This window comes from Bacillus sp. EB106-02-03-XG38, from assembly GCF_058792175.1.
Genome location: NZ_JBYTED010000001.1, coordinates 1,737,889 through 1,753,492, shown reverse-complemented (window position 1 = coordinate 1,753,492; position 15,604 = coordinate 1,737,889). Strand labels below are relative to the sequence as shown.

The 15,604-nt window shown below is 35.0% G+C and carries 18 protein-coding genes and 1 pseudogene; 13 read left to right on the top strand and 6 right to left on the bottom strand.

Translation table 11 applies throughout. The features are described 5' to 3' along the window. Nucleotides 1-60: 60 nt before the first annotated feature. Complete coding sequence (locus AC3WTI_RS08860; RefSeq protein ID WP_097841644.1) at nt 61-873, bottom strand: GNAT family N-acetyltransferase; 813 nt, start codon at nt 871-873, stop codon at nt 61-63. Between the two features lie 152 nt (nt 874-1,025). Between AC3WTI_RS08860 and AC3WTI_RS08855 the strand changes: the two genes are divergently transcribed. The 8 genes from AC3WTI_RS08855 (at nt 1,026) to AC3WTI_RS08820 (ending at nt 9,079) form a co-directional block, all read left to right on the top strand. Then, nucleotides 1,026-1,229: a hypothetical protein gene (locus tag AC3WTI_RS08855; protein ID WP_087958736.1), complete on the top strand. Its 204-nt coding sequence runs from the start codon at nt 1,026-1,028 to the stop codon at nt 1,227-1,229. Nucleotides 1,230-1,680: 451 nt separating this feature from the next. After that, nucleotides 1,681-2,469: a helix-turn-helix domain-containing protein gene (locus AC3WTI_RS08850; RefSeq protein ID WP_087958737.1), complete on the top strand. Its 789-nt coding sequence runs from the start codon at nt 1,681-1,683 to the stop codon at nt 2,467-2,469. Between the two features lie 46 nt (nt 2,470-2,515). After that, nucleotides 2,516-3,367 (top strand): ABC transporter ATP-binding protein, encoded by an 852-nt coding sequence (locus tag AC3WTI_RS08845; RefSeq protein WP_087958738.1) that lies wholly within the window; start codon nt 2,516-2,518, stop codon nt 3,365-3,367. Next, entirely contained in the window at nt 3,368-4,018 is a 651-nt protein-coding gene (locus AC3WTI_RS08840) for an ABC-2 transporter permease (protein ID WP_097841643.1), read from the top strand. It begins immediately after the preceding gene. 135 nt (nt 4,019-4,153) lie between these two features. Continuing rightward, the gene (locus AC3WTI_RS08835; RefSeq protein WP_087958740.1) at nt 4,154-5,767 is read left to right on the top strand and encodes a long-chain fatty acid--CoA ligase; all 1,614 of its coding nucleotides are present in this window, start codon (nt 4,154-4,156) and stop codon (nt 5,765-5,767) included. Nucleotides 5,768-5,890: 123 nt separating this feature from the next. Continuing rightward, complete coding sequence (locus AC3WTI_RS08830) at nt 5,891-6,466, top strand: biotin transporter BioY (protein WP_087958741.1); 576 nt, start codon at nt 5,891-5,893, stop codon at nt 6,464-6,466. 65 nt (nt 6,467-6,531) lie between these two features. Continuing rightward, the gene (locus AC3WTI_RS08825) at nt 6,532-7,995 is read left to right on the top strand and encodes an acyl-CoA synthetase (RefSeq protein WP_087958742.1); all 1,464 of its coding nucleotides are present in this window, start codon (nt 6,532-6,534) and stop codon (nt 7,993-7,995) included. Next, a complete protein-coding gene (locus AC3WTI_RS08820; RefSeq protein WP_087958743.1) occupies nt 7,988-9,079 on the top strand; it encodes an acetyl-CoA C-acyltransferase in 1,092 nt (363 codons plus the stop codon). Before AC3WTI_RS08825 ends, AC3WTI_RS08820 begins: the two co-directional genes overlap by 8 nt. A gap of 7 nt (nt 9,080-9,086) precedes the next feature. Here AC3WTI_RS08820 and AC3WTI_RS08815 read toward each other — a convergent pair. Beyond that, nucleotides 9,087-9,668, bottom strand: a pseudogene (locus AC3WTI_RS08815) (DUF6434 domain-containing protein). 104 nt (nt 9,669-9,772) lie between these two features. On the opposite strand from AC3WTI_RS08815, the gene AC3WTI_RS08810 reads away from it, so the two are divergent. Continuing rightward, complete coding sequence (locus AC3WTI_RS08810) at nt 9,773-10,216, top strand: NUDIX domain-containing protein (protein ID WP_097841642.1); 444 nt, start codon at nt 9,773-9,775, stop codon at nt 10,214-10,216. A gap of 44 nt (nt 10,217-10,260) precedes the next feature. Here AC3WTI_RS08810 and AC3WTI_RS08805 read toward each other — a convergent pair whose 3' ends face one another. After that, nucleotides 10,261-11,463 carry an alanyl-tRNA editing protein gene (locus tag AC3WTI_RS08805; protein WP_179861177.1) on the bottom strand — a complete coding sequence of 401 codons (1,203 nt, stop codon included), beginning with the start codon at nt 11,461-11,463 and terminating at the stop codon, nt 10,261-10,263. A gap of 137 nt (nt 11,464-11,600) precedes the next feature. Between AC3WTI_RS08805 and AC3WTI_RS08800 the strand changes: the two genes are divergently transcribed. Together AC3WTI_RS08800 and AC3WTI_RS08795 are read left to right on the top strand one after the other, a co-directional pair. Next, nucleotides 11,601-12,008, top strand: coding sequence for a hypothetical protein (locus AC3WTI_RS08800; RefSeq protein ID WP_142286760.1), 408 nt, complete (start codon nt 11,601-11,603; stop codon nt 12,006-12,008). Nucleotides 12,009-12,076: 68 nt separating this feature from the next. Then, nucleotides 12,077-13,315 (top strand): MDR family MFS transporter, encoded by a 1,239-nt coding sequence (locus AC3WTI_RS08795; protein ID WP_097841640.1) that lies wholly within the window; start codon nt 12,077-12,079, stop codon nt 13,313-13,315. 240 nt (nt 13,316-13,555) lie between these two features. Here the strand turns inward: AC3WTI_RS08795 and AC3WTI_RS08790 are convergent, their stop codons facing one another. Then, a complete protein-coding gene (locus tag AC3WTI_RS08790) occupies nt 13,556-13,942 on the bottom strand; it encodes an Hsp20/alpha crystallin family protein (protein ID WP_142305900.1) in 387 nt (128 codons plus the stop codon). Nucleotides 13,943-14,066: 124 nt separating this feature from the next. Then, nucleotides 14,067-14,189 (bottom strand): small acid-soluble spore protein P, encoded by a 123-nt coding sequence (locus AC3WTI_RS08785; protein WP_000517650.1) that lies wholly within the window; start codon nt 14,187-14,189, stop codon nt 14,067-14,069. 121 nt (nt 14,190-14,310) lie between these two features. On the opposite strand from AC3WTI_RS08785, the gene AC3WTI_RS08780 reads away from it, so the two are divergent. Together AC3WTI_RS08780 and pdaB are read left to right on the top strand one after the other, a co-directional pair. Next, nucleotides 14,311-14,574 carry a hypothetical protein gene (locus tag AC3WTI_RS08780; RefSeq protein WP_087958749.1) on the top strand — a complete coding sequence of 88 codons (264 nt, stop codon included), beginning with the start codon at nt 14,311-14,313 and terminating at the stop codon, nt 14,572-14,574. Nucleotides 14,575-14,619: 45 nt separating this feature from the next. Then, on the top strand, nt 14,620-15,345 hold the full coding sequence (pdaB, locus tag AC3WTI_RS08775; RefSeq protein ID WP_142286794.1) for a polysaccharide deacetylase family sporulation protein PdaB: 726 nt from the start codon (nt 14,620-14,622) through the stop codon (nt 15,343-15,345). 40 nt (nt 15,346-15,385) lie between these two features. Here the strand turns inward: pdaB and sspO are convergent, their stop codons facing one another. Next, entirely contained in the window at nt 15,386-15,535 is a 150-nt protein-coding gene (gene sspO, locus AC3WTI_RS08770; RefSeq protein WP_000518053.1) for a small acid-soluble spore protein SspO, read from the bottom strand. Nucleotides 15,536-15,604 lie beyond the last annotated feature (69 nt).

Here is a 15,604-nt window from a genome sequence, read left to right as displayed (position 1 = left end):
GATAGAAAAGGAATTGTCATGAAATGTATAAAATTGTAATGAGAAGAGAAAGAATGTTAATTATATTTCTTTTGCAGTCCATATAGATTTCGTATAAGCAATTTTCATATGGGCACGTTCCATATTATTTTGACTGCTGCTACCGAACCTTGCTTGTCCAACTATTAACTTACAATTGGCTTCAATAGCTATTTCAATTCGTTTTTGAATTAATGCGGTATGACAGCCTTTACGTTGAAATTCTGGCAAAGTAGCAGAAGCAGCTAATGAAGCAACACCGTTATTTATATAGAGAACTCCTATACTAGCAGGAGTGTTTTGAACTTCGGCTATGAAAAAATGCCAGCCAGGTTTATTGTAGAGAATTTCGTTATTTTGGCGGACTCCATCTTTTGTAAAGGATGGCATGTTAAATCCACGTACATATATGTCTGCAAAAATATGAAATTCACTTTCTTTCAGTTGGCGTACTGAAATGTTGGAAGGAAGCAGGGGTGGATCTTCTTTCGGTATACTATATAAAGCTGTATGGAAGCTGGATTGGTAAAATCCTTTTTCAGATAAGTATTGGAATAATTCAGCTGTACCTTGAGCGGGTGTAATTTCAAAACGACAAGGGATTTGTAATGATTGATAATAAGAGATGATTTCATCTATCTCATCTGTATTTGTAAAGGTGGCGCCTTTTACTGTGTTAAAAGCAGGACCAGCAATTATTTTTGATGAAAAGGCAGTTGCACTCCCAAACTTTTTCATTTGTACTTGCATTGGATTTCCGTTTATTGCTTGTAGTACCTTTAATCTAGAAGAAAGCATATGTATTTCTGAGCTTTCAATTTCTTGTGCTGTATTGAGTGTCATAATTGTACTCATATAATTCCTCCGTCAATAAATATATTTCAAAGTACATATACGATGTTTGTTCTGAGATTCCTGTTGAAATGTAAGAGAATAAGAGGTTTTTTGGAAGGGAAATGGAAGTGAACTGTCGAAGGGAGTGAAAACAGATTAAAGGTGGTGCTCTCATGAAACAGAAAGATGTGCAGACATGCTCTAATTGTGGTTCTCAAAACATAGGAGAAGGTGAGTTTGTCGGATATGCACAAGTACGGAAAAAGGAGACGATGTTTACATCTTCACCAGTAGATGCTTATATTTGTACAGATTGCGGGAATATCCTTTTATTAAAAGTACGACATTATGAAAAATTTAAGCAGAAGCCGTTATGATTATGGAGAAGTGCTTTTGTTAGGGAATTTAATAGGAGTAATATTTTACATATATATGAGTATGCCTTATATAAAGAGATGATAACATATACTGTGTGGGATGCTTATTAATCGTTGCACAATATACAAAAATGTATAGAAGAAATTGTGAATTAATATGAGAAAGAAAATTAGCTCTTCTTGGAATATTTCATATCGAAAACTCCTTTAAATGAATAAGGGAGTTTTTATTTTTTTATAACAAAAATTACCTTTAATTGTTATAATTGGTTATTGAGATAGAGTGTTTTTATTCACACGATAATCATAAAAGAAAACTAGCTAAATTGTATAGAAAACCGCTATATAACATAATCGCAACTGTACGTTGACAAAGTGCAACCGCAGGAAGATAGAGATGAGGGCAATGTTTACATACAATTTAGGTAAGAAAACAAAGGGGGACACACATATGGGATTTGGTGAAAAGCTTTTTAAATTAAGAAAGGAAAAGGGCCTTTCTCAAGAAGCATTAGCTGAAAAATTAAACACAACAAGGCAAGCCGTGAGTAAATGGGAAAACGGTCAAGGTTTTCCTGAAACTGAAAAGTTAATAATGATTGGAAATGTATTTGAAGTATCACTCGACTATTTATTAAAAGAAACTGCTGAGCAAAGTAATGAAAATGTGGATGGCTACTATGTAAGTCAGGAAATGGCAGAAGGGTATATAGTGTACGGGCAAAAGATTTCAAAATATATAGCGTTAGGGTTTAGTTTACTTATTTTGTCTACGATTCCGTATTTATTATTTAAAGAAAATGCAACAATGTCGACATTCCTTGTCATTATTATTGCTGTCCTTGGAATTGGAGCAATGATGGTACCTGTAACGATAGAAGAGAGTCGATACAATGTATTGAAAAAGGAAGAACTACTATTTGATCAAAACTTTCTAAAAGAATTGACAAACAGATATGCGATTATTAAGAAAAAGTATGCAGCAGTAATAATCATTGGATTTTGTTTTATAGCTGCAGGCGCAATCCCGTTTTTGTTTGAGAAAAAGCATATCACTTCAGGGGAATTAGTACAGTATTATCCGTACTGTGTTGTACTTATTGCAATTGGAGTCTATCTTTTTGTTCGTGTGTTAGGAGTATTAGAGGCCTATCGAATTTTAGTAGAAAATAAAGAATATAGTAATCGTCTTATTTTTAAACTGAAAAAGAAAGTGAGAGAAAAAGTGGATAATTTTTAATAGGAGAAAACATACATTTATGAAAAGTTAAGATAGGAGTGAAACGATGTCAAACATTCTAGAAATTAAAAATTTAAGTAAATCATTTGGAAACAAAATTGTTTTAAAAGATGTTACATTCGATGTGCCAGCAGGCTCAATAGTGGGATTCATTGGTGACAATGGGGCAGGCAAATCAACAACATTTAAAACAGTATTACAATTAATTTCTAAAGATAGCGGTACAGTAAAAATATTTGGTGAAGAAAATATAAATAAAGATGCCAAGAATAAGGGGAAGATTGGAGTCGTATTTGATGCTATGAATCTCCCGGCCCATCTTACAATAAAACAACTAAATAACGTTTTTGAAAAGATGTTTGAATCTTGGGATAGAGAAAATTTTTACCGATTAGTTCATTCTTTCTCTTTACCTACTAATGAAAAAGTAGGTAGGTTTTCACGTGGAATGTCGATGAAACTATCTATAGCTGTTGCATTGTCACATAATGCAAAATTATTAATCCTAGATGAAGCGACGGGAGGTCTCGATCCTTCATCTAGGGAGGAGGTGTTAGAGGAATTAAAAAGTTTTGTGAGTAACAGTAATGGTGGTATACTACTTTCTTCTCATATTATGAGTGATGTAGAAAAAATAGCTAGCCATCTTATCATTATAAAAGATGGAGAAATTTTATTGAATGAAGAAAAGGATAAGGTTTTGGACAATTATGCCATTGTAGATGTTGATGAGGAACAACTAACTTTAATCAACAAAGATATAGTTGTGATGAAAAGGAATAATGGTTCTTATTTCAATGTACTTGTATCAGATGTGCATAAACTACCAAATGGGATTGCTCATAGAACCATTTCGATAGAAGAAATAAGTGTTTTATTAACGAGGAGTGAGAAATAAATGAAAGGTTTATTATTGACAAACTATTATCTAGTGTATCGAACTTTCTTTATGTTTATGGGAATAGCGATATTAGGATCGGGATTTGTTTTTTATTTTGGTAATGCTTCAATGTACCGTTTAATCGCTACATTCATTATCTTATTTGCTGCGATTCCTGCACTTGAAGTTATTAAATATGAGAGTAAGTCGGGGTATGAAAAATATGTACTTACTTTACCAGTTACTAGAACTAACATTGTACAAAGTCACTATCTTTTCTATTTTTTAGTTGTAATTATTGGTACTGTATTATCGTACGGCATATTTTATGTACATGGTTTCGTTTCAGATACATCAATTGATGATGGTATATTTAAGAGTGTTTCTTTAGGGACGTTCATCATTCTTAATGCCGGAGCAATAGCTTATCCGCTTCTCTATGTTTTTGGAGCAGAAAAATCTGATGCTATTACAATTGGAGGCGCATGCGGGGGACTTGTTACTTATTTTGGATTACAAAGTGTAATTAGCTTTCTAATAGAACAATTTCCAATATCAAATTTAAATTTATCTGTATACATTTCAATTCTATATACAATATTTGGCGTTATCATATACATCTTTTCTTTTGTTATTTCGGTATTTATATATCGTAAGAAGGAGTTTTAGTATGTTTTCTCTTGGTATTTTCTGAATTATTTCCAAAGAAATGATTCAGAAAATACAGAAAAATGTCGTAATTTTTTGTGGAAGTCTGTTATAATAAACGAAAAATGAAAACGTTTTAAAGGGGGATGTAACCATATGATGATGAATGTACCGCTAACAATTAGTTCTATGATGGAAAGAGCAGAAAAACTGTTTTCAAAGAAAGAAATTGTTTCACGGACACATGATACAATTACGACGTTAACGTATAAGCAGTTAGGTGAAAGGACGAGAAGGCTTTCCAGTTCGTTAAAAAAATTAGGAATTAAAGAAGGCGAGCGTATAGGAACGTTAGCGTGGAATCATCATCGACATGTGGAAGCGTATTTTGCTATTCCTGGTATTGCTTCCGTTTTACACACAATTAATATTCGTTTATCTCCTCAACATATTTCATACATTATTCAGCACGCAGAAGATCGAATTCTACTTATTGATGAAGATCTCGTACCGCTCGTTGAAAAAATTCAATCACAATTATCAACTGTACAAGCCTACATTATTATGACTGATAAAGATGAACTTCCAAATACTACGCTAGAACCTGTATATCATTATGAAAAGCTATTAGAAGAAGGCGATCCAACTTTCCAATTTGTAAAAGATATTGATGAAAATACACCTGCTGGTATGTGTTATACGTCAGCAACTACAGGAAATCCAAAAGGTGTTGTATATACGCATCGTAGTACTGTATTGCATTGTATGGCGCTCGGCTTAGCGGATACAGCTGCTTTATCGGAAAGTGATGCAGCAATGGCAATTGTACCGATGTTCCATGTGAACGCTTGGGGGCTTCCTTTTGCAGCTACTTGGTTTGGAACAAAACAAGTTCTGCCAGGACCAATGTTTACTCCAAAAATTTTATTAGAGATGATTCAAGCTGAAAAAGTAACGATAGCAGCCGGTGTGCCGACAATTTGGCTCGGTGTATTACAAGAATTAGAAAATAATAGTTACGATTTATCTAGTATAACGAGAATATTATGCGGTGGTGCTGCTGCACCGAAAAGCGTTATTAAAGCATTTGAACAAAAATATAATGTTCCTTTCGTACATGCATATGGTATGACTGAAACAAGCCCACTCGTAACACTTGCACGTTTAAAAAGTTATGAAACAGAATTATCATATGAAGAGCAATTAGAAATCCGCTCAAAACAAGGATATCTTGTCCCTGGTGTAGAGATGAAAGTAGTCGGTACAAACGGTGAAGTGAAGTGGGATGGTACTGAGATGGGAGAGTTATGTTTACGAGCACCTTGGATCGCTGAAAGCTATTATAACGATGATCGTACTGTCGAAGGATTCCGAGACGGTTGGTTATATACTGGTGATGTTGTTACAGTTGATGAGGAAGGCTGTGTGAAAATTGTTGACCGTACGAAAGATGTTATTAAAAGCGGAGGTGAGTGGATTTCTTCAGTTGACCTTGAAAATGCATTAATGGCACATGATGCTATATTTGAAGCAGCTGTCGTTGCCGTTCCTCATCCGCAGTGGCAAGAGCGACCAATTGCCTGCGTCGTTCAAAAGAAAAATAGTAAGGTTACGAAAGAGGAAATATATGAGTTTTTAAAACCACAGTTTGCGAAGTGGTGGTTACCAGACGATATTGTATTTATGGAAGAAATACCGAAAACATCTGTTGGGAAGTTTTTAAAGCAGGCGCTTCGGAAAGAACTTGAGCATTTGCATAAAGAGAAATAATTGAAAAAATATTTGTAAACCTATATTCAAAGTAAGTTGACAAATACTAAATGGAAAGATAATATAACTCCTATAATATGTTATCTAAAAAACATTTTAAGTTTACAAATAGGAGAAGCAAATATGAATACAAAAAACTTAGTTTTCGTCGCTTTATTTAGTTCTATTATGGGAGTGTTAGGGTTAATACCTCCAATTGCTCTTGCTATTACACCAGTTCCGATTACATTACAATCACTCGGTGTTATGCTTGCTGGTGGATTGTTAGGATCACGTCTTGGTGCGTTAAGTCAGCTTATTTTCTTACTTATAGTTGGAGTTGGAGCACCATTACTTGCTGGTGGACGCGGTGGTCCAGGCGTATTTGTTGGGCCAAGCGCAGGATATTTACTTGGTTATATTGTAGGAGCATTTGTCATTGGTTATTTAATTGAGCGTTTACGTGAAGTTTCTATAATAAAGGTATTATGTATTAATATAATTGGTGGTATTTTCGTAGTTTATGTATTTGGTATTATTATACAAGCTTTCGTAATGGATATTTCTATATGGCAGACGATGAAAGTGAGCGTCGTATTTTTACCAGGCGATTGCATAAAAGCGATTATAGCAGCAATTCTTGTAACGAAATTACATCGTTCATTGAAACATATTATTACGCCTGCACTAAAGGGCGGGAAATATACAAATGCGGGATAAGAAGGAGAAGAAACACGTTCATTGCGTGTTTCTTTTTATTATTTTGTAAGGGAAGGACGTCTCAAATGGGGATTACAAAAGAATATAAAGAGCATGCCTTTTTACAACCAAATAAAATAGCAATAAGGGAAAATAATCGAGTTTTAACATATAAAGATTGGTTTGAGTCAGTGTGTAAAGTTGCAAACTGGTTGAATGAAAAAGAATCGAAGAATAAAACGATAGCAATTGTATTAGAAAATAGTATAGAGTTTTTACAACTATTTGCTGGTGCTGCTATGGCCGGATGGGTTTGTGTGCCATTAGATATAAAGTGGAAACAGTATGAGCTCAAAGAAAGAATTACAATTAGTAATCCGGATATGATTGTGACAGAGCGATATAAGGTAAATGAACTACCGGATGAAGAAGGAAGAGTAATCGAAATTGATGAGTGGAAAAGTATGATAGAGAACTACCTGCCTACATATTATCCTGTAGAAAATTTACAAAATGCTCCGTTCTATATGGGATTTACATCAGGATCGACTGGGAAGGCGAAAGCATTTTTACGTGCACAACAATCGTGGGTTCATAGCTTTGATTGCAATATATATGATTTTCATATGAAAAAAGAAGATTCTATTTTAATAACTGGGACGCTCGTTCATTCTCTTTTCTTATATGGCGCAATAAGTGCATTATATGTAGGACAAACGGTGCATGTTATGAGAAAGTTTATTGCAGATCAAGTGTTGGATAGGTTAGAAACGGAACATATCTCGGTCATGTATTCAGTTCCGACAATGCTAGAGTCTTTATATAAAGAAAACAGAGTAATAGAAAATGAAATGAAAATTATTTCGTCAGGAGCGAAATGGGAAGCTGAAGCGAAAGAAAAAATAAAGAGTATATTTCCTTATGCACGAAAATATGAATTTTACGGTGCATCGGAACTAAGTTTTGTAACAGCACTAGTTGATGAAGAGAGCGATAGAAGGCCAAATTCAGTAGGAAAACCTTGTCACAATGTGCAAGTTCGAATATGTAATGAAGCAGGAGAAGAAGTACAAAAAGGCGAGATTGGAACTGTTTATGTGAATAGTGATCAGTTTTTTATGGGATACATATTGGATAAGGTTTTATTTCCAGAGTTGACTGAAGATGGCTGGATGACAGTACGAGATGTAGGTTATGAAGATGAAGAAGGCTTTATTTATATTGTCGGTAGAGAGAAGAATATGATTTTATTTGGAGGAATTAATATTTTTCCAGAAGAAATAGAAAGTGTATTACATGAGCATCCAGCCGTTGATGAAACAGTTGTAGTTGGTGTGAAAGATAGTTATTGGGGTGAAAAACCTGTCGCCATTGTAAAAGGAAGTGCTACGAAGCAACAATTAAAAAGTTTTTGCTTACAACGATTATCCTCGTTTAAAATACCGAAAGAATGGCATTTTGTAGATGAATTACCGTATACAAATAGCGGGAAAATCGCTCGTAGTGTAGCAAAAAATATGATTGAAAACCAGGAGAAGATATATGAATAGAGCGGTTATTGTAGAAGCGAAAAGGACACCTATTGGTAAGAAGAATGGGATGTTAAAAGATTATGAAGTTCAGCAATTAGTAGCGCCGCTTCTTACGTTTTTAAGTAAAGGAATTGAGAGAGAGATAGACGATGTTATATTAGGGAATGTTGTTGGACCAGGAGGGAATGTTGCGAGATTATCTGCTTTAGAGGCAGGACTTGGCTATCATATTCCTGGTGTAACGATTGATCGGCAATGTGGTGCTGGATTGGAAGCGATTCGCACCGCATGTCATTTCATTCAAGGCGGTGCAGGTAATTGTTATATTGCAGGAGGAGTAGAGAGTACAAGTACATCACCTTTTCAAAATAGAGCGCGATTTTCACCAGAAACAATTGGTGATCCTAATATGGGAGTGGCGGCTGAATATGTTGCAGAGCGTTATAATATAACGCGAGAAGTGCAAGACGAGTATGCTTGTCTTAGTTATAAACGGACACTGCAAGCATTAGAAAATGGATATTTACAAGATGAAATACTTCCGTTTAATGGCTCTTTTGACGAAGCTATAAAACGAGAAATGAAGTATGAAAGAATGATTAAAAGAACAAAGCCCGCATTTTTACAAAATGGTACAGTAACGGCAGGTAATTCGTGCGGTGTAAACGACGGGGCGTGTGCCGTTCTTGTAATGGAAGAGGGGCAAGCCAGAAAATTAGGATACAAGCCTGTCCTTCGTTTCGTTCGTAGTGCTGTAGTTGGAGTAGATCCAAATCTTCCGGGGACTGGTCCGATATTTGCGGTGAACAAATTATTAAACGAAATGAATATGAAAGTAGAGGACATCGATTATTTTGAAATGAATGAAGCATTTGCTTCAAAGGTCGTTGCTTGTGCAAAGGAGTTACAAATTCCATATGAAAAATTAAATGTAAATGGTGGGGCAATTGCGCTCGGTCACCCGTACGGTGCATCTGGTGCTATGCTTGTAACACGCTTGTTTTATCAGGCGAAACGAGAATATATGAAAAATGGGATTGCGACGTTAGGAATAGGGGGCGGGATAGGGCTGGCGCTATTATTTGAGAAAGTAGAAAATTAGAAAGGGACTAGTTTTCTACTTTTTGAGGAACATAGGCGTTGCTACCAGGTTTTGCTTTTATTTCGTTCCAAGCAGCGATAGCATCAGCTTTTGATTTTCCTTTGTTATTTGGATCTTCGAAAAAGTCGCGAGTGAAACGATTGTATTCAAACTGCGCACTAATAGTTGTTTTATAAGTAGGATCTTTTTTTCGTTCGTTTTCTTCATACCAAAACGTTAGCGCATCTTCATATGTTTTTCCAACATTCTCTTTAAAAAAATTTTGAAGAGCTACTGTAAAGCGGAAGTTTGCTCCGATTTTTTCTTTGAAAAAAGCACGAACATCTTCGCTACAGCGGTGATTGTTAGTAATAATCGTTTGAAGAGAAAGTTCTTTATAAGAGAGAGAGGCTTTACTCACCTTTTGACTAGAGCAGTTTTTTAATATTTTACCAGTATGTAAATAATGTGAGATACGCTCGGTTATTTCAATCTTAGAGCCACTAGCTGGCAACCCATGCTCACGACAAAATGTTTGGAGTTCTGCTTTTAACTAATAAAAGTTTTGGAAATCTTCAAGTGATATAGACTTTGTTAAAGGTGGACGCATGAATGTAATAACTACTTTCTACCATAATTTTCTTTAATTGTAAAACATACGTTCTTTTTATGGAAGGATTAATTTGTAAATATAATGGGAAGAGGAGATTACATATGGAAAATGTAATGCAAGTTCGTGTTACGGGAATTTTAATTGAAGATGAAAAAGTATTGCTAGTAAAGCAAAAAGTGGTTAATCGCGATTGGTCTTTACCTGGAGGAAGGGTAGAGAGTGGTGAAACGTTAGAAGAAGCGATGATTCGAGAAATGAGAGAAGAAACAGGATTAGAAGTTAAAATTAAGAAGCTACTATATGTTTGTGATAAACCAGATGCTAGTCCATCTTTATTACATATTACGTTTCTGCTTGAAAGGATTGAAGGTGAAATTACGCTACCTTCTAATGAGTTTGATCATAATCCAATTCATGATGTGCAAATGGTACCGATTAACGAATTAAGTTATTATGGTTTTTCGGAAACTTTTATCAATCTTATAAGTGGCGGTTTTGCAAATGCAGGGAGTTATCAAGGGTTGAAACAACATATAGGCCTGTAAATATAGTTGAAGGATAGCCGTTAGCTATCCTTCATAAACATGTTTTACACTGCTGACTGTAAAGAAGAAACAAGTTGATTTAAAAACTCTTCTCCGGTCATAACCGCTTTTCCGCCGCCGCGAGCACTCTTTTTATTTCCGCCACCTTTTCCTTCAATTGTAGGAAGTGCCACTTTTAAAAGAGCATTCATATCGAGCGTGACTGTTTTTCCACAAGTGAGGATGCATTGTAGTTTGTCCTCATTTTCAATAACGAAATATGTAAGGGCATGCTCTTGTTGTTCTGTAATAATAGCAGAAAGCTTTGCGATTTCTTGCATAGAACGATTTGTAAATACTTTAGAAATAAGTATGCCAGCATGTATTTCTAAAGGCTGTTGCAGTAGTTTGTTTGCTTCTGCATATAATAATTTTTCATTCATTGTTTGTATTGTTTTTTCGTTTTCTTTTTGAGAAATAAGCAGTTGTGCTACTTTTGCTGGAATATCATTCTCGCTACTGTTTAATTGTTTAGAAACATCCTTCATAATTTGTTGCTGTTGTCCCATTAATTTAAGTGTGCGCCAGCCAGCGATAAACGTTAATCGTATGCCACCTTTATTACGCTCCCATCCTAATACTTGAATAGGACCTACTTCACCTGTATGTTTCGGATGTGTTCCGCCACAGCCGTTGTAGTCGAGGTTTTCAATTATAACAACACGTATATTTTCTGTTAAAGTCGGTTCTTTACGAAGGGGCAATGTTTTCGCTTCTTCTAAGTTCATCCACTGGATGCGGATTGGATGGTTTTCAAAAACAATTTTGTTTGCAATTTGTACTGATTTTTCAACTGTTTCTGCATGCAGATTTTCTGTTTCTAAATCAATTGTTAACGTCTCTTTACCAAGATGGAATCCAATTGTAGGTATGTTAAAATGGTCCCAAAAAGCAGCAGATAAAATGTGCTGAGCCGCATGTTGCTGCATATGATCAAAACGGCGCTCCCAATTGATTTTCCCTTCAACTTCTTCTGTATGTAATTGTTCTACAATGAAGTGACGAATTTCTCCATTTATCTCTTCTACATTGATTACATCGATTTTATTTAGTGTGCCGGTATCAAATGGTTGTCCTCCACCTGTCGGATAAAATGCCGTTTCGTTTAAAACAACGTATAAGTTACCGTCTTTATCATAATCTTGCTTTATAATTTTAGTAGTAAATTCTTTCTTATAAGCATCAGTGTAATATAATTTTTGCTTCAATTTTCTTTCCCCTTTCGTGTTCACTAGTTTCATTGTAAAGCAATTGAAATTAGTTTCCTAATATTTCAGAAGAAAGAAACTATTTTTAGAATTTTCTTGCTATAATAAGAAAAAGAAAATGCGGGGGTGGAATGAATATGTTATATGAAAACGGAGTAGATAAACTACTTAGTTTAAGCAAAAATATTTCTGAATTGTATCGAGAATTAAATGAAATGACCCGGATTTTAACGGACTGTAATCGAGAAAGTGTGAAGTTTGATCGGTTATATGTAAAAGAGGTACTGTGGAAGAAAGAAGATGTAATAGAGAAATATGACGAGCTGCTTGTACAACTTTGTATAAATGAATGTTTTGATCTGAAAAGTGTCATTACAGGGGAATATAAGTATACATATGAAGAAGTAGAAAACATCGTTTTACAATTTAATGAGAAATATAATGTCGCAATTTTAATTAAAGATGTTTGTAAAGAACTACAGTTTACATATGGCATAGATATGGATATAACAAGAACAACGAGAGTATCAACAGCTCAAGTATAAAAAGGGAAAAGAAAGCAGATCCTTTGCTTTCTTTTTTTATGTAAGAACAGGGAGAGTAGGTTTTTAAGATGAAGGGGAAGTTGCAAAATATTCATCCGTTAGGAATGACAATTATAATAGGGACTTTATTTGCGAGGTTTGCCACGTCAATGAGTATTCCTTTTTTAGCAATTTATTTAACGACTGTGAAAGGCGTTTCAGCTGGAATGACGGGTGCTATTATCGGAACGAGTGCACTTGTTGGAGTGTTTGCTAGTTTTATCGGAGGAAATTTATCGGATCGGTTCGGCCGAAATATGATTATAATATGGTCCATGATCGTTTGGGTGTTTGTATTCATAGGTTTTTCACTTGCAGATCATGTTTTAAGTTTCTTTTTATTAAATGCTTTGAATGGATTATGCAGGTCCTTTTTTGAACCGACGTCAAGAGCGTTATTATCAGATTTAACGAAACCTGAGTATCGTTTACTCGTATATAATTTGCGTTACGGTGCAATCAATGTTGGTGTAGCAATTGGCCCACTTGTTGGGTTACAGATTGGAAGCGCAAAATCAACAATTCCGTTTTTAGTAGCAGCTGGAGTATATATTCTATATACAGCTATATTAGCGTTCCAATTTAAGAAGTGTCCGATTGAAAAAAAGAAAGTAAATACAGAAAAGCCTGTCACAATGTTAAATGCAATTCGTATTTTGCGAAAGGATGTCGTATTTTTAGTTGCACTAGTTGGTATTATTTTGAGTAATTGTGGTTTTTCTCATTTAACGACAACAGTATCTCAATATTTTGCAAATGCACATATATTTCAGGATGGAGTGAAATTATTTTCATATATGTTAGCTTTAAATGCGATTGTTGTAGTCGTAATTCAATACCCTGTTATTCAAATGTGTAAAAAGTATACACCGCTAGTATCCATTATGGTCGGAACTTTATTTGTGAGCGGAGGATTGTTTGGATTTGGAATAGTAGAATCTACGCTAGGTGCTGCCATTTGCACAATTATTTTTACAATTGGAGAAGTTCTCATGTTTTCAATGACGGATGTGTTTATAGATGATATAGCTGTTTCACATTTAAAAGGAACCTATTTTGGAGCAATGGGCTTTTCAGGAATTGGAGCAGTAATTGGTCCATGGATTGGGGGCGTACTTCTCGATTACTACGGGTACCAAAATGGATTTATTGTGTTTTCAGCGCTAGCTATATGTGCAACTGTAGCATTTCCTGTACTTTTAATTACAAAAAGTTTATTGAAAAAAAGAGATGATAGAAATTGTAATTTAGAATTACATGCGAAATAAAGTGAAACTTTAATCAGTGGGGGGTTCAACCCCACTGATTGTTAGTTGAACCAATCGGACGTTTACGGACAGTTGATCTCCCACCTAACTTCTTTGCTCCAACTGCATTTTGAGGTGGGAGTTTTACTGTCCGTTAACGCGGGATAAAATAAGCCCCAGCAGACGACTGGGGCTTATTTTTGTATTTCCCCCGCTATTTGCGGGCAGTAAAACTCTCATTGGTTAAAGTTTTACTTTATATTACTTTTCAATTTGAAAAAGAACTTTTTCTTCATGTTTATTAGCAACTTCATTTTTGGAGATATGAATGGCTAAATATCCATTCTCTAAGCAGGCTAGCATCTTCTTATAAATAATAGTAGCGGGTAAAGGAATGATTCGCTGCAAAGAAATATTTTTATGAAGTATGCAAATGTTTAGGCCTGTCTCCATCTTTTTAATGACTACATTTTGTTCGGATATATTTGGTACATCTGTTTCCAAAATGTACTCTTGTTCAGTTTCGCAAAGGTCAATATGAATTTGATTTGGGAAACTAAAGTTACTACAAGAGTCAGAACAAAACTGGTCCATCCATTCTTCGAAACCATCAACATGAAAAAGACAATCCTTCTTTTTCTTGCCCATGTAAGACACCCTCCGTAAAATCTCAATTCATACTATGTTATGCATGAATGAAGTAGGGGTGAAGAATAAATGTAAAAATATAAACATTGTATGTGATAAAGGTAGTTAGTGTGAGCCTTTTGTTTTACATATCATGATGTGCATGATTTTTTTGGCGTGAATGGTTACGGTTTTTTACTTTATGAGATCCGCTTAATGGTTCAGGTTGTCCCTTTTTTTCTTTTGCTTCACGATTGTTTTTTCCCATTGTATGTGACACCTCCTCTTTCTCTTTAGAATGAGAGAAGTTTGCGAATTTATACGAGAATGTTTTTAGAAAAAAAGGTAAAGATAAATGGGACTAACTATTATGGAAAGGGGATTGTATAATGCCATATCATAAAGATAAACAACAAGCTTTTCAAGCGGCGCAGCAAGGAGTTACACAAGCAGAACATGCATATAACAACATTGTGAAGAATGATCCAAACTACGGTCATGATTTAAAAGAGTTACGCCAAGAGGTTCAGGAAGCGTATGAACAGATTCAAAATGCGTTAGAAGTAGCTTCGGAAACACAGCGCCCACAACTTGAGCAATACGAAAATAATCTCCAAAACATTATGCGAAATGTAGATCAATTGGAAGAGTAAATAAGGTTGTTGTGTATTCGACAACCTTTTACTTTCATGAACGTTATGCGAAAACAGAAAATTTTTCTATTCGTTTTTTCTTTACTATGCGCAGTACATATATTTCAAGTTGAAAAAGTGGAAGCGAAAATGTTGCTCAGAAAAGAGCTAGAACCAACTGGCTATGTAACGTGGGAAGTACCTAATAATGAAAAGATTATTGCCATTACATTTGATGATGGACCAGATCCAACGTATACTCCACAAATTTTAAATTTATTACGTCAATATAAAGCAGAAGCGACATTTTTTATGATTGGATTTCGAGTGCAGCGTAATCCATATTTAGTGAAAGAAGTGTTAAAAGAGGGGCATGAAATTGGAAATCATACGATGAATCATTTGTATGCAAGTAATTCATCAGATGAAAAATTAGAAAATGATATTTTAGATGGTAAGAAATATTTTAAAAAATGGGTGAAAGAACCTTTGCTATTCCGTCCTCCTGGTGGATATATTAACGATGCTGTATTTAAAACCGCGAAAGAAGCGGGTTATCAAACTGTACTATGGTCGTGGCATCAAGACCCGCGTGATTGGGCGAATCCAGGGGTGGAATCCATTGTAAATCATGTAGTGAAAAATGCTAAAAGTGGAGATATCGTATTGTTACATGATGGCGGAAATGATCGTAGTCAAACAGTAGCAGCATTAGCAAAAATTTTACCTGAGCTGAACAAGCAAGGTTATCGATTTGTGACGGTTTCGGAATTACTACGTTATAAACATTAAAAAAAATCCCAAAAGGAAATATACCTTTTGGGATTTTTCGTTACTGGTTCTTTTTACGTTTCTTATTATTTTGTCGCTCTGCAGGAGTTAAAGGCTCGTTTGCAAATTCTTCGTTATAACCAGCACCTTGTCCTTGTGCAGATGCCGCATTCATTCCTGAAATAGTATGATTCGCTTTTCTTTTACCCATTTTGTTTCACCTCTATAACTTTTTTGTAAGTTGAATGATGAGCAGTTCATGGTGTGTATGAACTGTAAG

Bases quoted from the DNA above. Each gene is read 5' to 3' on its own strand.
- pdaB (WP_142286794.1), top strand. From the start codon at position 14,620: ATGCGAAAACAGAAAATTTTTCTATTCGTTTTTTCTTTACTATGCGCA.
- AC3WTI_RS08855 (WP_087958736.1), top strand. From the start codon at position 1,026: ATGAAACAGAAAGATGTGCAGACATGCTCTAATTGTGGTTCTCAAAAC.
- AC3WTI_RS08810 (WP_097841642.1), top strand. From the start codon at position 9,773: ATGGAAAATGTAATGCAAGTTCGTGTTACGGGAATTTTAATTGAAGAT.
- AC3WTI_RS08790 (WP_142305900.1), bottom strand. From the start codon at position 13,942: ATGGGCAAGAAAAAGAAGGATTGTCTTTTTCATGTTGATGGTTTCGAA.
- AC3WTI_RS08835 (WP_087958740.1), top strand. From the start codon at position 4,154: ATGATGATGAATGTACCGCTAACAATTAGTTCTATGATGGAAAGAGCA.
- AC3WTI_RS08795 (WP_097841640.1), top strand. From the start codon at position 12,077: ATGAAGGGGAAGTTGCAAAATATTCATCCGTTAGGAATGACAATTATA.
- sspO (WP_000518053.1), bottom strand. From the start codon at position 15,535: ATGGGTAAAAGAAAAGCGAATCATACTATTTCAGGAATGAATGCGGCA.
- AC3WTI_RS08820 (WP_087958743.1), top strand. From the start codon at position 7,988: ATGAATAGAGCGGTTATTGTAGAAGCGAAAAGGACACCTATTGGTAAG.
- AC3WTI_RS08780 (WP_087958749.1), top strand. From the start codon at position 14,311: ATGCCATATCATAAAGATAAACAACAAGCTTTTCAAGCGGCGCAGCAA.
- AC3WTI_RS08845 (WP_087958738.1), top strand. From the start codon at position 2,516: ATGTCAAACATTCTAGAAATTAAAAATTTAAGTAAATCATTTGGAAAC.
- AC3WTI_RS08840 (WP_097841643.1), top strand. From the start codon at position 3,368: ATGAAAGGTTTATTATTGACAAACTATTATCTAGTGTATCGAACTTTC.
- AC3WTI_RS08825 (WP_087958742.1), top strand. From the start codon at position 6,532: ATGGGGATTACAAAAGAATATAAAGAGCATGCCTTTTTACAACCAAAT.
- AC3WTI_RS08860 (WP_097841644.1), bottom strand. From the start codon at position 873: ATGAGTACAATTATGACACTCAATACAGCACAAGAAATTGAAAGCTCA.
- AC3WTI_RS08800 (WP_142286760.1), top strand. From the start codon at position 11,601: ATGTTATATGAAAACGGAGTAGATAAACTACTTAGTTTAAGCAAAAAT.
- AC3WTI_RS08785 (WP_000517650.1), bottom strand. From the start codon at position 14,189: ATGGGAAAAAACAATCGTGAAGCAAAAGAAAAAAAGGGACAACCTGAA.
- AC3WTI_RS08850 (WP_087958737.1), top strand. From the start codon at position 1,681: ATGGGATTTGGTGAAAAGCTTTTTAAATTAAGAAAGGAAAAGGGCCTT.
- AC3WTI_RS08830 (WP_087958741.1), top strand. From the start codon at position 5,891: ATGAATACAAAAAACTTAGTTTTCGTCGCTTTATTTAGTTCTATTATG.